The organism is Geobacillus jurassicus NBRC 107829, from assembly GCF_001544315.1.
GTDB classification, from domain to species: domain Bacteria; phylum Bacillota; class Bacilli; order Bacillales; family Anoxybacillaceae; genus Geobacillus; species Geobacillus jurassicus.
In genome coordinates, this window is the sequence record NZ_BCQG01000005.1 from 37,454 (window position 1) to 53,795 (window position 16,342).

The window sequence follows — 16,342 nt, forward strand, 5'->3', positions numbered from 1 at the left end:
AGCAGGTTCGCCAGCTTTCACCCGACAGTGCGGATGTTGCAAATCCCCCTTCATCTTGTTCCCATCTTACTTATAGTATACCGTCTTTGCCTTTCGATGCTCAACCGTTCCGCCCGCCCCGGTAGTAATAAACGCCGGTGCACACGGTCTCCGCCGGGCCGGTCATAAGCACGCGCCCGTCATGCCCCCAGACGATCGTTAAATCGCCGCCGGACAGATGGACGACCGTTTCTTCCCCGCGCGCCGTTTTGCCGTTGAGCACCGAAGCGACGACCGCCGCGCACGCTCCGGTCCCGCACGCCTGCGTCACGCCGGATCCGCGCTCCCAAACGCGGAAATGGAGCTCATGTTCATTCACGACCTCGACAAACTCGACGTTCACCCCTTCCGGAAAGCGCGGATCCTTTTCCACGAGCGGGCCGAGCGTCGTCACCGGCGCTTTGTTGATGTCATCGACGTAAAAAATGACGTGCGGATTCCCCATGGACACCGCCGTAATTTCATATTCGCCCCCGCCAATGGCAAACGGCTCGGCGACGACCCGCTCCGTTTGCGGTCCCGCCATCGGAATGGCGCTCCGCGCAAGGCGCGGCTCGCCCATATCGACCGTCACGCTCGCCACTTCGCCGCCTTCTACCGCCACGCAGGCTTCCACAAGCCCAGAGAGTGTTTCAATCAAAAAGGAGCGCTCGCGGACGATCCCGTGCTCATACGCGTATTTGGCCACGCAGCGCAAGCCGTTGCCGCAGTTTTTCCCTTCCGAACCATCGCTGTTAAAAATGCGCATTTTGACCGGCGCTTTCTCCGACGGGCAAATGAGAATCAAGCCATCCGAGCCGATGCCTGTGTGGACATCAGCGACGCTGCGGGCGATCGCCGGCAGCTCCTCTTCCGGCAATGTTTCCCGGAACAGATCAACGTATATGTAACTATTACCCAATCCATGCATTTTCGTAAACGAAAACGAACGCACACGGCTCCCTCCTAACCATTTTTTTATTTCATGCGTATATTGAACGCATCAACTGGACACAATGAGAATATCCCCCGTTTTTTCATATACATGGAAGAGGATGCCGCATCGCTGGGCATCCTCCTTTTTTTCGCTAAAACATCGGATTTTCCTCGAGATGCCGGTAAATATTTTCGACGAGCTGCTCGGGCGTTTCACCGCTGACAAACTCGCCGTTGACAAGCGCAAACAACGTTTCCGCGCAACGGGTGCAATAGCTCAAACAGCTATATTCGATGATGTCCAAGTTCGGGTCTTTTTCCAACATTTCCATCGCTTTGTACGACCCGCTCGCTAAGTTGCTGATGCAAAATTCGATGATCGGCAAAATCATGCAATGTTCACCTTCCTGCTTCCCATCGTAGCCGTTTTACGGCGCGGCGTCAACGAACATGCTCGTTCGATCGAGGAAGCGGAAAAATTATTGTTCTTTTGTCACAATTTCGTTATACTTTTCTATGGCATTGTCGGCTTTAGAAACTCGACAAAAGGGGATTTTTCGCTATGAGACAGCTTGTATTGCTTGGCGGAGGATACGGCAACATGCGCATTTTGCAGCGCCTCCTCCCGGATGGAGTGCCAAACGACATTCATATTATCCTCATCGACCGCGTTCCGTACCATTGTTTAAAAACGGAATATTACGCCTTGGCCGCGGGAACGGTCAGCGACCATCACATCCGCGTCCCGTTTCCGGAACATCCGCAACTGACGTACCAATTCGGCGAAGTCGTCTCGATCGATCTCGACCAGCAGCTCGTCCATTTAAAGGATGGAAGCAGCGTCCGCTACGACGATGTCGTGATCGGTTTAGGCTGTGAAGACAAATATCACGGGGTGCCGGGCGCCGAGGCGCATACGTACAGCATCCAATCGATTGATAAAGCGCGCGCCGCCTATGAAGCGCTGAACAACTTGCCGCCGAAAGCGACGGTCGGCATCGTCGGCGCTGGCTTGAGCGGCGTCGAGCTGGCCAGCGAACTGGCGGAGAGCCGCCCGGACTTGCACATTAAACTGTTCGACCGCGGCGAGCGCATTTTGCCGATGTTTCCGAAACGGCTGAGCGATTATGTGGAAGGCTGGTTCGTTGAACACAAGGTGGAAATCGTCCGCAACTCCAACGTCACGAAAGTCGAACCGGGCGTCTTGTACAACCACGACGAACCGGTGGAATGCGACGTCATCGTCTGGACGGCCGGCATCCAGCCCAACCGCGTCGTCCGCGAGCTGAATGTCGAAAAGGACAAGCAAGGCCGCGTCGTGCTGACCAAGCAACACCACATTCCGGGGTATGAAAACGCATACGTCGTCGGCGACTGTGCGAGCCTGCCGCATTCCCCGAGCGCCCAGCTCGCCGAAGCGCAGGCCGAGCAAATCGTCCAAGTGCTGCAAAAGCGGTGGAACGGCGAAGAGCCGCCGAATGAATTCCCGCCGATCAAATTAAAAGGCATTCTCGGTTCGCTCGGCAAAAAGCACGGCTTCGGCCTGCTCGCCGACCGCCCGCTCACCGGCCGCGTGCCGCGTTTGCTGAAATCAGGCATTTTGTGGATGTACAAACACCACCACGGGTACTGAATCAAGACAGCGCAAAACAACCTCAACCTTTTCGATCGAGCGACACTTGCGGAAACATTTCAACATCGGGCAGACGTTGCATACGGATGTTCAATGCACATAAAAAGGCGGAGCTTATTCCGCCTTTTTCCCTTCATGCGCCGATGGTCGATACCCTAATTTTTCCATTTCCGCGCAAATCACCTTCAGCCGCGGGTTGCCTTCAGCGACGACGTTTCCTTCGATCACGACAACTGGATACACCCAATCTTCCTCGACGATCGTCTGCGCGAGCTTCCGCTTCGCCTCATCATCGGCCGGCGGAGCGAAAATATCGACGTACGTCATCGTAAACGGCTGATCGGGATACTTGCGGCGCAGCGCGGCCTCGAGCCATTCGTACGTTTCTTTCGACGACGGCAGCTGCACGCATGACGGGCAAATCACGTCAGCGCCGTATACACAAATTTCAATCGGCTTGAATGTCATCTACGTCACCCTTTGCGAAAGCAAAATTTATCATTAGATTTTTTTTGTTACCATGATTATAATAAAAAGTAAAGAAAGGAGTCGATGGAAATGACGGATCAAGAAATTAAAGAACAAGTGCAAGAAGTTTTAGATAAACTCCGCCCGTTCCTGCTTCGCGACGGCGGCGACTGCGAACTCGTCGATGTGGAGGACGGCGTCGTGAAACTCCGCCTCCTTGGCGCGTGCGGCAGCTGCCCGAGCTCGACGATCACGCTCAAAGCCGGGATTGAGCGCGCCTTGTTTGAAGAAGTGCCGGGCGTCGTCGAAGTGGAGCAAGTGTTTTAATGCCAATAAAAATCCGAACAGCGGTCGGCTGTTCGGATTTTTTTATCATCTCCAACCGAGAGACCCCTACTTCCAGGCGGTCAGCGGGAGTAAGGACAGCGAAACCGTACAGAGGTGGCTTGGTCAACCGCCTGCCATGGGGCAGGTGTTGCCAAGAATCTCCCGCCTCTTGGCGTTTGCGTAGGTGAGAGAGCATTCAAGCTTCAAGCGCCAGCTTATAGACGCGGCTGCCGCGCGGCTCGACGGCGAGCCGGGCGATTTCGCACGCTGGAAAATGCGGGCGCAGCCGCTGCGCAAGCCGCTCTCCTTGACCCGGTTCGGCAAAGACGAGCACCGTCGGCCCCGCTCCGCTTAACGCCGCTCCGATCGCTCCGTATTCCCCAGCCAGCGCCTCGGCTCGCTCGAGTTCCGGAACGAGCGGCTTGCGATACGGCTGGTGAAACAAATCAGCGGACATCATCCGCCCGACGAGCTTCCAATTTTTCGTGAGCAAAGCGGCAACAAGAACGTTGCTGACGGCGCTCGCCTCGACCGCCTGCTGCCTCGTCCATTGCTCCGGCAACTGACCGCGCGCTTTTTTCGTCTCCAACTCGTATTCTGGAATAATGGCGACAAGCTCCACATCCAATTGCGGAATATGGATGACATCTGTGCCCGCCTCGCGGTAGCAGCCGATGACCAACCCGCCGTACAAAGAGGCGCCGACATTGTCCGGATGGCCTTCGTATCGGGTCGCCAACTCCATCTTTTGCTCGCGCGGCAATTCAAGTCCAAGCAACGCGTCAGCGAGCTCTATGCCGGCGACGACCGCCGCCGCGCTGCTTCCCAGCCCGCGCGTAAACGGAATGTCGCTGTACACATCAACCGCACAGCTCGGCAACTGGCCGCCGTATACTTTTGCCGTCTCCTCCGCCACTTGATACACCAAGTTGTCCGTTCCGCGCGGAATGCCGCTTACCTCCGCTGTTCTTGGCGTAAACGACCACGCTGCCGCCAAGCGGACGTCAAGCGTCAAATAACGGGAGACGGCGAGCCCGATCGAGTCAAAACCGGGCCCTAAGTTGGCCGTGCTTCCCGGAACAACGATTTTCAACATCTCATCTTCCTTCATGTGCGGACAACCCCTTGCAAATGCTCAAGGACGATTTGCTCATCGTTCGGCAGCACGATCGGCTCGATCGCCGCTGTCTCCAGCGCGATGGCCGGGTCTTTCAAACCGTTGCCGGTAAGAACCGCAACGACGAGGCTGCCGCGCTCGATTTCGTTCCGTTCGCGCTGTTTGATGACCCCGGCGATGGCGGCGCATGACGCCGGCTCGGCAAAAATGCCTTCCGTCCGGGCAAGCCGCTTGTAGGCGGCCAAAATTTCCGCGTCGCTCACCTCATCGATTTTCCCGCACGACTCGCTCGCCGCCTCGACCGCTTTGTCCCAGCTCGCCGGGTTGCCGATGCGGATCGCCGTCGCCACCGTTTCCGGCTGTTCAATCACTTGATTGCGGACGATCGCCGCCGCCCCTTCGGCTTCAAAGCCGCGCATTTGCGGCAAGCCCGTCCCTTTTGCTTCATGATACTCCTTAAACCCTTTCCAATAGGCGGTGATGTTGCCGGCGTTGCCGACTGGAATGGCGAGCACGTCCGGGGCGCGCCCGAGCTGGTCGCACACTTCAAACGCCGCCGTCTTTTGCCCCTCGATTCGGTACGGATTGACCGAGTTGACGAGCGTAATCGGCGCCGTCTCGCTCAGCCGGCGCACCATCTTCAGCGCCTCGTCAAAGTTGCCGTCAATCGCAAAAATTTCCGCGCCGTACATGGCGGCTTGCGCCAACTTGCCGAGGGCGATTTTCCCATTTGGAACGACGACGAGGCAGCGCATGCCGGCGCGCGCCGCGTAGGCGGCCGCCGAAGCCGACGTATTGCCGGTCGAGGCGCAAATGATTGTATGGCTTCCTTCCTCTTTCGCCTTGGCCACCGCCATCACCATGCCGCGGTCTTTAAACGAACCGGTCGGGTTCGCCCCCTCCACTTTGACGTACAACGTAATCCCAAGCTCTTCCGACAACCGCGGCAGCGGGATGAGCGGCGTATTCCCTTCGCAAAGCGACAACCTCGGCGTCGCCGCGGTCAGCGGCAAAAAATCGCCGTAGGCGTCAAGCAGCCCTTTCCATGCCATTACCGTTTCTCCCCTTCCACGCGATATGAACTTTGCACCCGCTCAACGATTTCCAAATCGCCGAGCTGCTGCAAAATCTCTTCGTAGTCTTGCTGCGAGGCGTCATGGGTGACGATGACGATTTCCGCCAGACCGTCTTCCTTTAACGGCAGCTGCAAAATTTTCTCAAAGCTCACCCCGCGTTGCGAAAACAGCGTTGTAATTTTGGCAAACGCGCCCACTTGGTCTTTCACATGAATGCGCAAAAAGTATTTCGAGAAAATTTCCGCCGGTGTCTTCAACTGTTTTTCATATTGCGGAGACACCGCATAATGGCCGTTTACGCCAAGGCGCATATTTTTCATCACTGCGACCAAGTCGGAGACAACAGCCGTCGCCGTCGGCAAGCTGCCCGCCCCCGGCCCGTAAAACATCGTTTCCCCGACCGCTTCGCCATACACGTAGACCGCGTTGTATTCGTTATGCACGGACGCCAATGGATGCGAATCCGGAAGAAACGTCGGTTGGACGCTCACCTCGACCTTCTGGCCGTCGCGCTGAGCGATGCCGATCAATTTCATCGTGTAGCCGAGCCGCTTCCCATAGTTTAAGTCTTCCTCCGTCACTTGGGTGATGCCTTTCACTTGCACATCGTCCAAGTCGATGTCCATCGAAAAGCCAAGGCGGGCCAAAATGGCCATTTTTCGCGCCGCATCGAGCCCTTCGACGTCCGACGTCGGGTCGGCTTCAGCGAACCCGAGCGCCTGCGCTTCGGCAAGTACAGCCTCGTATGAAGCGCCGTTTTTCGACATTTTCGTTAAAATGTAGTTCGTCGTTCCGTTCACAATGCCCATCAGCTTCGTAATCCGGTCCGACGCCAAGCCGTCGACCAAGCTGCGCAAAATCGGAATGCCGCCGGCGACGCTCGCTTCGTAGAACAAATCGCACCGATATTCCGCCGCCACCCGAAGCAGCTCCGACCCGTAGACGGCCATCAAGTCTTTGTTGGCGGTCACGACATGCTTTCGTTGCCGCAGCGCCCGCAATAGCAGCTCTTTTGTTTCTTCAATGCCGCCCATCACTTCGATGATGACGTCAATGTCCGGATCATCGATCACCTCAGCGGCGCTTGTCGTGAGCAATGCCGGATCGACGGCGACATCGCGCGGTTTATGTACATCACGGACGAGGATTTTTTTCACCTTTACCGGGCAGCCGACTTGATGCATCAACTTTTCTTGGTGGTTCTCAATAATTTTGACGACGCCGCTCCCGACCGTTCCTAATCCTAGCAATCCGACAAAAATTGGCTTTTCCATCTTTCCCGCCCCTTCTGTTTATGTACAGTAGACATTTGTATTTTTATAGTAGACATTATAAAAGACGATCGATCATTTGGCAATGAAAATTTTTACGAGAGCCGGTTCACCGGCGTCAGCGGCGGCCGGCCTTCGAGCACGGCGATGATGTTGTCGCGCGCTAATGTCATCATGGCGCGCCGCGTTTCGTATGTGGCGCTGCCGATATGCGGCAAGGCGACGACGTTCGGAAGCGAGACGAGCGGATGATCGGCAGCGACCGGCTCTTTTTCAAACACATCCAGCCCGGCCGCGGCGATCTCCCCCTTGACAAGCGCCTCATACAACGCCTGTTCGTCCACGACCGCCCCGCGCGCCGCGTTAATGAAAATCGCGGACTTCTTCATTTGCCGGAACGCCTCGCGGTTGAACAAATGGCGCGTCTCAGAGGTGAGCGGCGTCAAGCAGACGACAAAATCGCTCTCAGCCAGCAAGTCGGCAAATGGGCGGTAGATGGCGCCAAGCTCCGCTTCCGCCTCCGGGCGGCGGGAACGATTGTGATACAGGACGGTCATATCAAATCCTTTCGCCCGCTTTGCCACCGCTTGGCCGATGTTCCCCATGCCGACGATGCCGATCGTTTTATGATGGACATCCGCGCCGGCCAGCAAAAACGGGCTCCAGCTTTTCCATTTTCCTTCCTTCAAAAATTCAGCCGCTTCGACAAGGCGGCGGGCGGTGGCCAATAAAAGGGCAAACGTCAAATCGGCCGTCGTATCGGTCAATACATCGGGCGTATTGCAAACGAGAATGCCGCGCTTCGTTGCCGCCGGAACGTCAATATTGTCATAACCTACCCCCATATTGGCGACAACTTTCAACGCCGAACCGGCAGACAGCACGGTTTCATCGATCGGATCGGACACCATCGGCAACATGGCCGTCGCTTTTTTCGCCTCCGCAATCAGCACGTCGCGCGGCACAGGCATATCTTCATGCGGCCACATCCCTACTTCGGCGATGACAGAGAGCGGTGTAATCACTTCCTCCGGCAATTTTCGCGTAATGAATACATACGGCTTCGTCATGATGCAGCCCCCACTTCGTTTTTTCTAAATCTTATCACAACTTTTGCGCAAAAAAAACGAGAAGTTGTCTCCCCATTCATGACACCGGCGGCAGCCACTCGACAGCCGGCAGGCGGATGCGTCCGGCGATGCCGACGATCTCAGCAAACGAAGCCATAAACCGTTCATACTCGTGCGATCGATCGAACAAGCGCCGCAACGCGCCCTCATGCCTCGCTCGTTCGTTCTCATCCGAAGCGGTATAATACGCTTCCACGCATTCAAAATACGGCAGCGGAAATAAAAGCCGAGCGTAAATCAGCCGCCAGGCAAACGGCGACAGCGGCATCGAATGCCCATAATCTTGGAAAAATTGCCGAACCGCTCGTTGACAATGAAGCCCGCGCTGCCGGTACAAATGGCGCACCCATTCAGCCAGATCACGCGCACAATGGTCATACACCCAATCTGTCGGCAGTTTCGCCTCCGTTCCATCCACCCAACCCGCTTCTGGAAGCCGCTCGTGGCAAAACGCCGCATAATCAATGCGCAGCGGTTCTTCGTCAAGCTCGGTGTCGGCCACATATTGCACCGCATTTTCCGCCATCCCTAAATAGTACGGAAACGACTCGATAAACAGCCGATCAAACGGCGACGACGGTCCAGAAGCGAGCTTGCTTGCCCAAAACGACTCCATTTGATCGATCCGCTTCGCCCATAGTTCCCGCCATTGGCCGATGCGCCGGCAGGCGATGATCGGCAGCGGACACGTCCTCCCGCATTCATGCATCACCGCCAGCTCCCGGCCGAGCGAACGAAAGCGGGCCGACGGAAGCGGCGCGCGAATGAGCGCTAACGGCTGCCCGTTATAAGAAGCGATATACGTTCCGGACGTCGTTTTGATCAGCTCCCCGATGCCGTCCACTCCTTTCGCCCGCAAATAGCGGCTCATTTGTTGGCGCTCTTCCATCTCCGCTTCGCTCCGTCCATCGGCGGCAACGATCAGAAAACGTTCCTGTTTATGCCAAAACGCTGTGTACATCCCTCTTCGTTCCAACCGTTCGACGCGCATGCTGTACTGTTCACGCACCCAAGCTTCCATCGCCGCGCCTCCTTCTTTCTTCCCTTTTCTCAAAAAAGCTCCATAAGCAACGTTTGCACTCCACCCGGGCATGAAAATGGCCAATGAAGGCCTGCGCATTTTCACAGAAAGGGGGCTATTTTTTATATATGCCAAGAGGCGAGGAAAAAGCCGATGAGCATTTTTCTTTATATGACGGACGTATTTATGACATGATACATATATATAGAAAACGACTTTTTAAGGGAAATAGGTGACAGACTAATGAGTGAATTCACAATGAACAACTTGGAACAAACGGCTCGGCGCTGGCTGGAAGAACGAGGGGTGACAGTAGAAAAAATCGCGGAACTTGTCTATTATTTGCAAGCGAAATATCATCCGGACTTGACGATGGAGGAGTGCATCGAAAACGTCAACCGCGTCATTTCCAAACGCGAAGTGCAAAACGCGATTTTAACCGGCATTCAATTGGATAAACTTGCCGAGGACGGCCGGCTTGATGAGCCGCTGCAGTCGATTATCCGCCGCGATGAAGGGTTGTATGGCGTCGATGAAATTTTGGCGCTGTCGATCGTCAACGTGTACGGGTCGATCGGATTTACGAACTACGGATATATCGATAAACAAAAGCCTGGCATTTTACAATACTTAAACGACAAATCAACGGGCAAATGCAATACGTTTTTGGACGACATTGTCGGCGCCATCGCCGCGGCGGCATCGAGCCGCTTAGCGCACCGGGCCGCCAATGCGGAGTAAATCGAACGCCGCCGCCAATGGCGTCTGCTCTTAAAGCGTGGAAACGAATGCCGAGCAAATCGAACGCCGCCTGCCACGAAGGCAAGGCGGCGTTTTTACAAGCGGTCGAGCCATTCAAGCAGCGAATCGGCCGTATACGTTGGCTGCCGTTCATAGCGGGCGAGCATCTCTTTCGTCGTGACGCCCGTATGGACTAAAAGCGTATCGATGCCGGCATTCATCCCCGCCATAATATCGGTTTCGTAATAGTCGCCCACCATGAGGACGTTCTCCCGCGGGACACCGAGCACTTTGAGCGCCTGCTCCATAATAATTTTTTCCGGCTTGCCGATAAATGTCGGCTTCACTTGCGTCGATACAGCGATCACCGACGTCAGCGCGCCGTTGCCCGGCAAAAGCCCCCGCTCCGTCGGCAAAGCGATGTCACCGTTCGTTGAGACGAACATCGCTCCGTTGCGGACGGCAAGACACGCGACAGCGAACTTTTCGTACGTAATTTGCCGGTCAATGCCGATGACGACGACATCCGCATCTTCGCCGGCAAAACGGAACCCTTTGTCCGCCAAGGCAGTGCGAATGCCTTCCTCGCCGATCACATACACGGAAGCATCCGGCTTTTGTTCAAAAATGTAATTCGCCGTCGCCTGGCTTGTAGTAAATACATGCTTCTCTTCCGCCGGCACGCCGAATGAACGCAATTTTTCCGCCACTTGCGCCGGCGTGCGCGATGAGTTGTTCGTCACAAACAAATACGGAATGCCGCGGCGGTGAAGCTCATTGACGAACTCACGCGCCTCGGCGATGCATTCCGTGCCGCGGTACATTGTCCCGTCCAAATCGATGAGGTAGCCGTTGTAACGCTTCAATGATTTCGATCCCCTTTCTTGTCATCCGTCAATTGCGAAACGCCGACACCGGGCCGAGCTCACTCTCCAGGTAAGCGCGCACCGCCTTCGGATACGCCTCAAGCGCCGGCAAATGTTCGTTCAGATCGGCAAGCAATTTCTCATGGTCCACGCGCGTATACTCGTGCACAAGCATTTTCCGATGGGCAATAAACGCTTTCAACCGATCGGCATCCGCGGTTGAAATCACTCGTTCATCCGCCAAAATGTCGATGATGTCGTTGTAGCTGCCCGGGTCGCGCATAATAAATCCATCGATCATGGCGTTGCCGACGTCCAACACCGCTTCGATGACGACATGAGCGATCCGCTCGAGCGCCAATCGCTGCAACGGCTCGTCCCAATTGGCTTTCGCCTTGTAGCGAGCGAGCATTTGTTCCATGCAGCTGAGCGTTTCTTCCAGTTTCTTGCGGTCGACAAAATACATCCGTCATCCCTCCTCGTTTCTTTGTGCGATTTGCTGTCTCCCGTTTTCGCCGCCTGTCTGCTATGATGGACATAGACGAAAAAACAGGGAGGCTTGGATCATGGGCGAACGGTTTTATTTATACGACGACACCGTCGAAGCCGCGGTCCGCTTCGTCAGCTTTGTCGGCGAACGGCAGCGGTTTGATTTGGCGCTCGTCGAGACCGACCGTTTTTACGGGAAATGGCTCGTGCTTGATTTGCAAAGCAACCGCTTTGCCATTCTCGGGCGCGATGATTTGGAGGAGCCGGGCTATATTGAGCACGCTTACCAGCTCAATGAGCAAGATGCCAATGATTTGCGCGCCTTTTTGGAGGAGTATCTCTCATAACCTTCCTCGGTTTCGGGCATCTTATGAAACACCAAAGCAGCAAGGAAGGTGAGACGAATGGCGGAACGGGAAACATACGCCGATTTTTCCGTCGTCGAGAAACAGCGCAATTTCTTGACCGCCGAAGAGTTCCCAGAAGGGCCGTACGGCTCGCCGCGCCGCGACGACGCGCCGGTCGAAAACAAAAGCACGCCTTGGAAGGAAGGCCAGCGGCATTACAGCGCCTTCAACTACGAGTTTAAATCGTTCCACCAAAACATTCCGAGGCGCGACCCGGCCGCCCACCCGCCGCATGATGACCCGCGCAACAGTGAACAGTTTCCGTACAATGAAACGGAAGAACAGGCTTGACGTTCAGCGGAACAACGAAAGAAACGGGGCAGCCGCCAGCCTATGGCGGCTGCCGCCTTTGCCGTTTCGCCATGCGGCGGCGATGAGAATGGCGCAGCGTCGTCTTTTTGTCTGTCCGCGAGCCGTCTTCCCGCCTGCGAGCATTTCGCCGCGCAGCGGTTTCTTGCGCCTCCTCTTCTTCCGGCACCGCCGCACCGCAGTCCGCTGGCGCGGTTACCGTTTCACCTTGCGCAACACAAAATACGCACAGCCGAAATTGCAATATTCATACAAATATTCGGACAACGTGCTGATTTTCGTATCGTACGTCGCCTTTTGGTTATGGTCGTCAAAAAACCCGCGCAGCCGGAGCTGGTTGTATCCCCAATCCCCGACAATGTAGTCATACTTCGCCAAAATGTCCGCATATCGGGCGCGAAAGGCTTCTTCATTAAAGGCGTTTTTTACATTTTCCACCAGTTCGTAACAATGATTGTTAATGCAAATCACTGTTCTCACCTCGCCTTTCCACTTCCATCATAAACGATGCATCGCACCCAATCAATTACTGTCATCGAACCATCATCCGTGTGCCACCCTAAAAGCGAAGGGGGTGCTGACGATGAGACGACCATGGTTGGCCGTTGCGTTTGGAACGGCCGTCGCCCTCGCCGGCTGCGCGCAGACGGCCGAGGACGAAAACACCGACATTTACAAGCGGAGCGGCAACACGATCAATGTCGCCGACCGCAACGAGCTGTACAATGAAAACGGGGTGCCCAACGGCGATGACACGCCGATGAACAACTTCGGCTACGTCCGCCATCAAAAAAGCCCGATCCTCGGCGATGCGAACGGCTACAACGACATGCCGTCATTCAACCGCGAGAAAGCGGCTGATTTAATCAGCAAATTGTGCACCCAGCTGCCGGGCGTCAAAGACGTCGCCACGCTCGTCACGGATGAGGAAGTGCTCGTCGTGTATGACGCGGACACGAACAACCGGCAGCAAACGGCCGATCAAGTGAAAAAGACGGCGCTTTCCGTCGTTCCCCGCTACTACCATGTGTATGTCGCCGACAATCCGCAGCTGATGAAGGACATCGAGCGCTTCGGGCGCCTTGATTCGAATACGCGCAACATCGACCAAATTCTCGATGCGACGATTCAGCGGATGTTGAACTATCCGCAAGGGAAAAAACTGAGCGACGGGGAAAATGAAAACGGCGAAATGATCAACGAAACAAACGATGAACTGGACCGCGATTTCCGCGACGGCACGCCGCGGGCGACGAAAGCGGGGCGCTAGGGAAAAGAAACGGTCTGCCTTCTTGATGAAAGGCATGACCGTTTCTTCGCGTTCATCCGGCCGGGATGATGCTTTCAGCCGCTGGAACAACGCTTGCTTTCGCGCCGTTCGTTGGATGTTACGCTTTCAACTGCCGCGCTTTCGCCGCTTCATTCACCTGCTCATCGGCATGGTACGACGAGCGGACGAGCGGGCCGGCTTCACAATGGCTGAACCCTTTGCTCAACGCGATTTCTTTCAGCTCTTGAAACTCATCCGGATGATAATATTTTACGACCTTCAAATGTTTTTTCGTCGGCTGCAAATACTGGCCGATCGTCAAAATGTCGACATGGTTGGCGCGCAAGTCGTCCATCGCTTCAATGATTTCTTCTTTCGTTTCCCCAAGGCCGACCATGATGCTCGATTTCGTCGGAATGTCCGGCTGCAATTCTTTCGCGCGCCGCAAAAACTCAAGCGAACGTTCGTACGTCGCGCGGGCGCGCACCCTTGGAGTCAAGCGGCGCACCGTTTCGATGTTATGGTTTAAAATGTCAGGGCGGGCATCCATCAAAATTTTTAAGTTTTCATACACCCCGCCCATATCCGACGGCAGCACCTCGATCGTCGTAAACGGGTTTTTCCGGCGGATGGCGCGCACCGTTTCGGCGAATACCGCCGCCCCGCCGTCTTTCAAGTCATCGCGGGCGACGGCGGTGACGACGACGTGTTTTAAGTTCATGATGCGGACCGATTCCGCGACGCGTTCCGGCTCCTGCCAATCAAGCTCCGTCGGCAGTCCGGTTTTGACGGCGCAGAAGCGGCAGGCGCGCGTGCAGACGCTGCCTAAAATCATAAACGTCGCCGTCCGCCGTACGGCCCAGCATTCGTGAATGTTTGGGCACTTCGCTTCCTCGCAAACGGTATGTAAACGGTTTTCCCGCATCAGCTTCTTTAAACCGATATAATTCTCGTTCGTGTTCAGCTTGATTTTCAACCAGTCCGGCTTGCGGACGTGTTCTTCTTTCGTCGCCATCGTTCTCACTCCACTTGTCGATGATTGTTCATTCCCCATTATAATGAAAAGAACGGAAAAACACAAAAAAATCGTCCAGCGGATGGTTTCCTTCTTTTAACATTTATGAAATTCCCGTTTCTCCCCAAACTAAACATATGAAACGGGCGGAAAGGGGGAATACGCGTGCATCGATGGCTTGCCGCCATATCGGCGGCAGCGATGCTGTGGATCGCCGCCGGCGCGGCTTCCGCGGCGGAACAGGAAGAGGCGGTGTATGAAAAGCGGATGGAGCTGTACAAAAAGGCGGAAGCCGTCTCGTTGATCCCGTGGTATTACTTTGCGGCCATTGACCAGTATGAGCGAAACGTCCGGCAAGTGCGCCGCGACCTGCCCAAGCCGGCCGGCGTGCTCGGCATTTATATCAAACCGGAAGTATGGGCCGGGCCGCTGAACAAAAATCCACACGATACAGACCCGTTTTCCATCTCCCAGTTCGGCGGCCTTGGCGTGGACGGAGACGGCGACGGCTATGCGCGGGCCGACGACGATGACGATGTGATCATGGCCATGGCCCGCTATTTGCAGACGTACGGCATCGATCACCGCCATATCAAAATCGCGCTTTGGAACTACTACCAACGCGCCAAAACCGTCGATATCATTTTAGGAAAAGTAAAAATTTATAAAAAGTATCAGACGCTGAAGTTGGACGACCATGTCTTTCCGCTTCCGCTGCGGGCCAATTACAGCTACCGCGATACATGGGGCGATGCGCGCGGCTGGGGCGGACGGCGCATCCACGAAGGAACCGACATTTTCGCCGGCTACGGCGTTCCGGTGCGCTCGACGTGCTACGGCATCGTCGAGCTGAAAGGGTGGAACAACTACGGCGGCTGGCGCGTCGGCATCCGCGACATCAACAACACGTACCATTACTTCGCCCATTTGAACGGGTTTGCCGCCGATCTTCGCGAGGGGCAAATCGTCGAGCCGGGGACGATCATCGGTTCGGTCGGCAGCTCCGGCTACGGTCCGCCCGGCACAGCCGGAAAATTTCCGCCCCATCTTCACTACGGCATGTACAAAGACAACGGCTATGCCGAATGGGCGTTTGACCCGTACCCGCACCTAAAAGCATGGGAGCGGGCCGAGCAGCAACAACGGCGCCGCTAGCCGCACGGGCTGAAGCGCCAAAACAAAGAAGGCGGACCAAAAGAGCCGGAATCCCTTCTTTGATTGCCCTATATATGCAGAACACAACTGCGGGAACACGGTTGCTCTATGTTGAACAAAGAACTGCCTTTTAAGACAGCCTCCTGAAAAGGCAAACCGCACATTCACATATCGTTAGCCCGAAAGTGCGCCGCCGATGTTTCCGACCGTTCGTCAACTGCCGGCTGGCTCCGTAAAAAAGCGTAAACGTCAACGTTTCAAAAAAGGATGGCAGCAGAAAGGCTGATCCCCAAAGGTGGATAAACGCCTTCGGGATCAGCCTTTTTAAGCGGCGATGCGGCTGCCCGAATCGGCTTTCCGCAACGTTTCTACCGCGTTTCTTTCCTCAATGGCCGCCCAAATACGCCTGTTTCACTTGTTCGCTCGCCTGCAGCTCGCTCGCCGTTCCCGACAAGACGACGCGCCCCGATTCAAGGACATAGGCGCGATGCGCGATCGAGAGCGCCATATGAGCGTTTTGCTCGACAAGCAAAATCGTCGTCCCCGACTCGTTGATTTCCTGAATGATGCGGAAAATCGTTTTGACGAGCAGCGGCGCGAGCCCCATCGACGGTTCGTCAAGCAAGAGCAGCTTTGGACGGGCCATGAGCGCGCGGCCGATGGCGAGCATTTGCTGCTCGCCGCCCGAAAGCGTTCCAGCCAGCTGCTTGCGCCGCTCTTCAAGGCGCGGGAACAGCTGAAAGACTTTGGCAAAGTCTTGTTGAATGCCTTCTTTGTCTTTGCGCAAAAACGCGCCGAGCTCCAAGTTTTCCTCCACCGTCATATTGGCGAAAACGCGCCGCCCTTCCGGCACGTGGGAAATGCCTTGCTTGACGATCGCCTGCGCCGCCTTGCCGGCGATCGAGGCCCCCTCATACACAATGTCGCCGTTTTTCGGCTTCAACAGCCCGGAAATGGTTTTCAGAAGCGTCGTTTTCCCGGCGCCGTTCGCTCCGATCAGCGTAACGATCTCACCCTTGTTCACCTCAAGCGATACACCTTTCAACGCGTGAATGTTGCCGTAAAATACGTCAATTTGATCAACTTTCAACAC

General features: G+C 55.6%; 21 protein-coding genes. 7 read left to right on the plus strand and 14 right to left on the minus strand.

Going from position 1 to position 16,342, the window contains the following annotated elements:
• Positions 1-100 precede the first annotated feature (100 nt).
• Together dapF and GJ1_RS02485 are read right to left on the minus strand one after the other, a co-directional pair.
• Entirely contained in the window at positions 101-973 is an 873-nt protein-coding gene (gene dapF / locus GJ1_RS02480; protein WP_083509922.1) for a diaminopimelate epimerase, read from the minus strand.
• Positions 974-1,106: 133 nt separating this feature from the next.
• Complete coding sequence (locus tag GJ1_RS02485) at positions 1,107-1,346, minus strand: YuzB family protein (RefSeq protein ID WP_044733304.1); 240 nt, start codon at positions 1,344-1,346, stop codon at positions 1,107-1,109.
• Between the two features lie 170 nt (positions 1,347-1,516).
• Here GJ1_RS02485 and GJ1_RS02490 point away from each other — a divergent pair, with 170 nt between their 5' ends.
• Positions 1,517-2,587: an NAD(P)/FAD-dependent oxidoreductase gene (locus GJ1_RS02490; protein ID WP_066227970.1), complete on the plus strand. Its 1,071-nt coding sequence runs from the start codon at positions 1,517-1,519 to the stop codon at positions 2,585-2,587.
• Between the two features lie 114 nt (positions 2,588-2,701).
• On the opposite strand, the gene GJ1_RS02495 is transcribed toward GJ1_RS02490, so the two are convergent.
• On the minus strand, positions 2,702-3,055 hold the full coding sequence (locus GJ1_RS02495) for a YuzD family protein (RefSeq protein WP_066227973.1): 354 nt from the start codon (positions 3,053-3,055) through the stop codon (positions 2,702-2,704).
• A gap of 84 nt (positions 3,056-3,139) precedes the next feature.
• Between GJ1_RS02495 and GJ1_RS02500 the strand changes: the two genes are divergently transcribed.
• Positions 3,140-3,382 carry a NifU family protein gene (locus GJ1_RS02500; RefSeq protein WP_011232431.1) on the plus strand — a complete coding sequence of 81 codons (243 nt, stop codon included), beginning with the start codon at positions 3,140-3,142 and terminating at the stop codon, positions 3,380-3,382.
• A gap of 196 nt (positions 3,383-3,578) precedes the next feature.
• Here the strand turns inward: GJ1_RS02500 and thrB are convergent, their stop codons facing one another.
• The 5 genes from thrB to yutH all read right to left on the minus strand — a co-directional run bounded on the left by thrB (position 3,579) and on the right by yutH (position 8,997).
• Positions 3,579-4,493 carry a homoserine kinase gene (gene thrB, locus GJ1_RS02505; protein WP_066227976.1) on the minus strand — a complete coding sequence of 305 codons (915 nt, stop codon included), beginning with the start codon at positions 4,491-4,493 and terminating at the stop codon, positions 3,579-3,581.
• Positions 4,490-5,551: a threonine synthase gene (gene thrC, locus GJ1_RS02510; RefSeq protein ID WP_066227979.1), complete on the minus strand. Its 1,062-nt coding sequence runs from the start codon at positions 5,549-5,551 to the stop codon at positions 4,490-4,492. Before thrC ends, thrB begins: the two co-directional genes overlap by 4 nt.
• Positions 5,551-6,849, minus strand: a complete 1,299-nt coding sequence (locus GJ1_RS02515) for a homoserine dehydrogenase (RefSeq protein WP_066227982.1) — start codon at positions 6,847-6,849, stop codon at positions 5,551-5,553. Before GJ1_RS02515 ends, thrC begins: the two co-directional genes overlap by 1 nt.
• A gap of 92 nt (positions 6,850-6,941) precedes the next feature.
• Positions 6,942-7,916 carry a 2-hydroxyacid dehydrogenase gene (locus GJ1_RS02520; RefSeq protein ID WP_066227985.1) on the minus strand — a complete coding sequence of 325 codons (975 nt, stop codon included), beginning with the start codon at positions 7,914-7,916 and terminating at the stop codon, positions 6,942-6,944.
• 76 nt (positions 7,917-7,992) lie between these two features.
• A complete protein-coding gene (yutH, locus tag GJ1_RS02525) occupies positions 7,993-8,997 on the minus strand; it encodes a spore coat putative kinase YutH (RefSeq protein WP_066227989.1) in 1,005 nt (334 codons plus the stop codon).
• A 243-nt stretch (positions 8,998-9,240) separates the two neighbouring features.
• Between yutH and GJ1_RS02530 the strand changes: the two genes are divergently transcribed.
• Entirely contained in the window at positions 9,241-9,738 is a 498-nt protein-coding gene (locus GJ1_RS02530; protein ID WP_066227992.1) for a phosphatidylglycerophosphatase A family protein, read from the plus strand.
• A gap of 95 nt (positions 9,739-9,833) precedes the next feature.
• Here the strand turns inward: GJ1_RS02530 and nucF are convergent, their stop codons facing one another.
• Together nucF and hepT are read right to left on the minus strand one after the other, a co-directional pair.
• Positions 9,834-10,604: a 5' nucleotidase NucF gene (nucF, locus tag GJ1_RS02535; protein WP_066227995.1), complete on the minus strand. Its 771-nt coding sequence runs from the start codon at positions 10,602-10,604 to the stop codon at positions 9,834-9,836.
• Positions 10,605-10,632: 28 nt separating this feature from the next.
• Positions 10,633-11,070: a type VII toxin-antitoxin system HepT family RNase toxin gene (gene hepT / locus GJ1_RS02540; protein ID WP_066227999.1), complete on the minus strand. Its 438-nt coding sequence runs from the start codon at positions 11,068-11,070 to the stop codon at positions 10,633-10,635.
• 100 nt (positions 11,071-11,170) lie between these two features.
• Between hepT and GJ1_RS02545 the strand changes: the two genes are divergently transcribed.
• Positions 11,171-11,440 (plus strand): DUF3055 domain-containing protein, encoded by a 270-nt coding sequence (locus GJ1_RS02545; protein ID WP_066228001.1) that lies wholly within the window; start codon positions 11,171-11,173, stop codon positions 11,438-11,440.
• Between the two features lie 57 nt (positions 11,441-11,497).
• Positions 11,498-11,791, plus strand: coding sequence for a cytosolic protein (locus GJ1_RS02550; RefSeq protein WP_066228004.1), 294 nt, complete (start codon positions 11,498-11,500; stop codon positions 11,789-11,791).
• 40 nt (positions 11,792-11,831) lie between these two features.
• Here GJ1_RS02550 and GJ1_RS18240 read toward each other — a convergent pair whose 3' ends face one another.
• Entirely contained in the window at positions 11,832-11,978 is a 147-nt protein-coding gene (locus tag GJ1_RS18240) for a hypothetical protein (RefSeq protein WP_157068346.1), read from the minus strand.
• A 26-nt stretch (positions 11,979-12,004) separates the two neighbouring features.
• Complete coding sequence (locus GJ1_RS02555; protein ID WP_013144326.1) at positions 12,005-12,280, minus strand: YutD family protein; 276 nt, start codon at positions 12,278-12,280, stop codon at positions 12,005-12,007.
• Positions 12,281-12,392: 112 nt separating this feature from the next.
• Here GJ1_RS02555 and GJ1_RS02560 point away from each other — a divergent pair, with 112 nt between their 5' ends.
• A complete protein-coding gene (locus tag GJ1_RS02560; protein ID WP_066228006.1) occupies positions 12,393-13,079 on the plus strand; it encodes a YhcN/YlaJ family sporulation lipoprotein in 687 nt (228 codons plus the stop codon).
• A 118-nt stretch (positions 13,080-13,197) separates the two neighbouring features.
• Here the strand turns inward: GJ1_RS02560 and lipA are convergent, their stop codons facing one another.
• Entirely contained in the window at positions 13,198-14,094 is an 897-nt protein-coding gene (lipA, locus tag GJ1_RS02565; protein ID WP_066228009.1) for a lipoyl synthase, read from the minus strand.
• A gap of 165 nt (positions 14,095-14,259) precedes the next feature.
• Between lipA and GJ1_RS02570 the strand changes: the two genes are divergently transcribed.
• The gene (locus tag GJ1_RS02570) at positions 14,260-15,249 is read left to right on the plus strand and encodes a M23 family metallopeptidase (RefSeq protein ID WP_066228012.1); all 990 of its coding nucleotides are present in this window, start codon (positions 14,260-14,262) and stop codon (positions 15,247-15,249) included.
• A gap of 385 nt (positions 15,250-15,634) precedes the next feature.
• Here the strand turns inward: GJ1_RS02570 and GJ1_RS02575 are convergent, their stop codons facing one another.
• Positions 15,635-16,342, minus strand: coding sequence for an ABC transporter ATP-binding protein (locus GJ1_RS02575; RefSeq protein WP_066228015.1), 708 nt, complete (start codon positions 16,340-16,342; stop codon positions 15,635-15,637).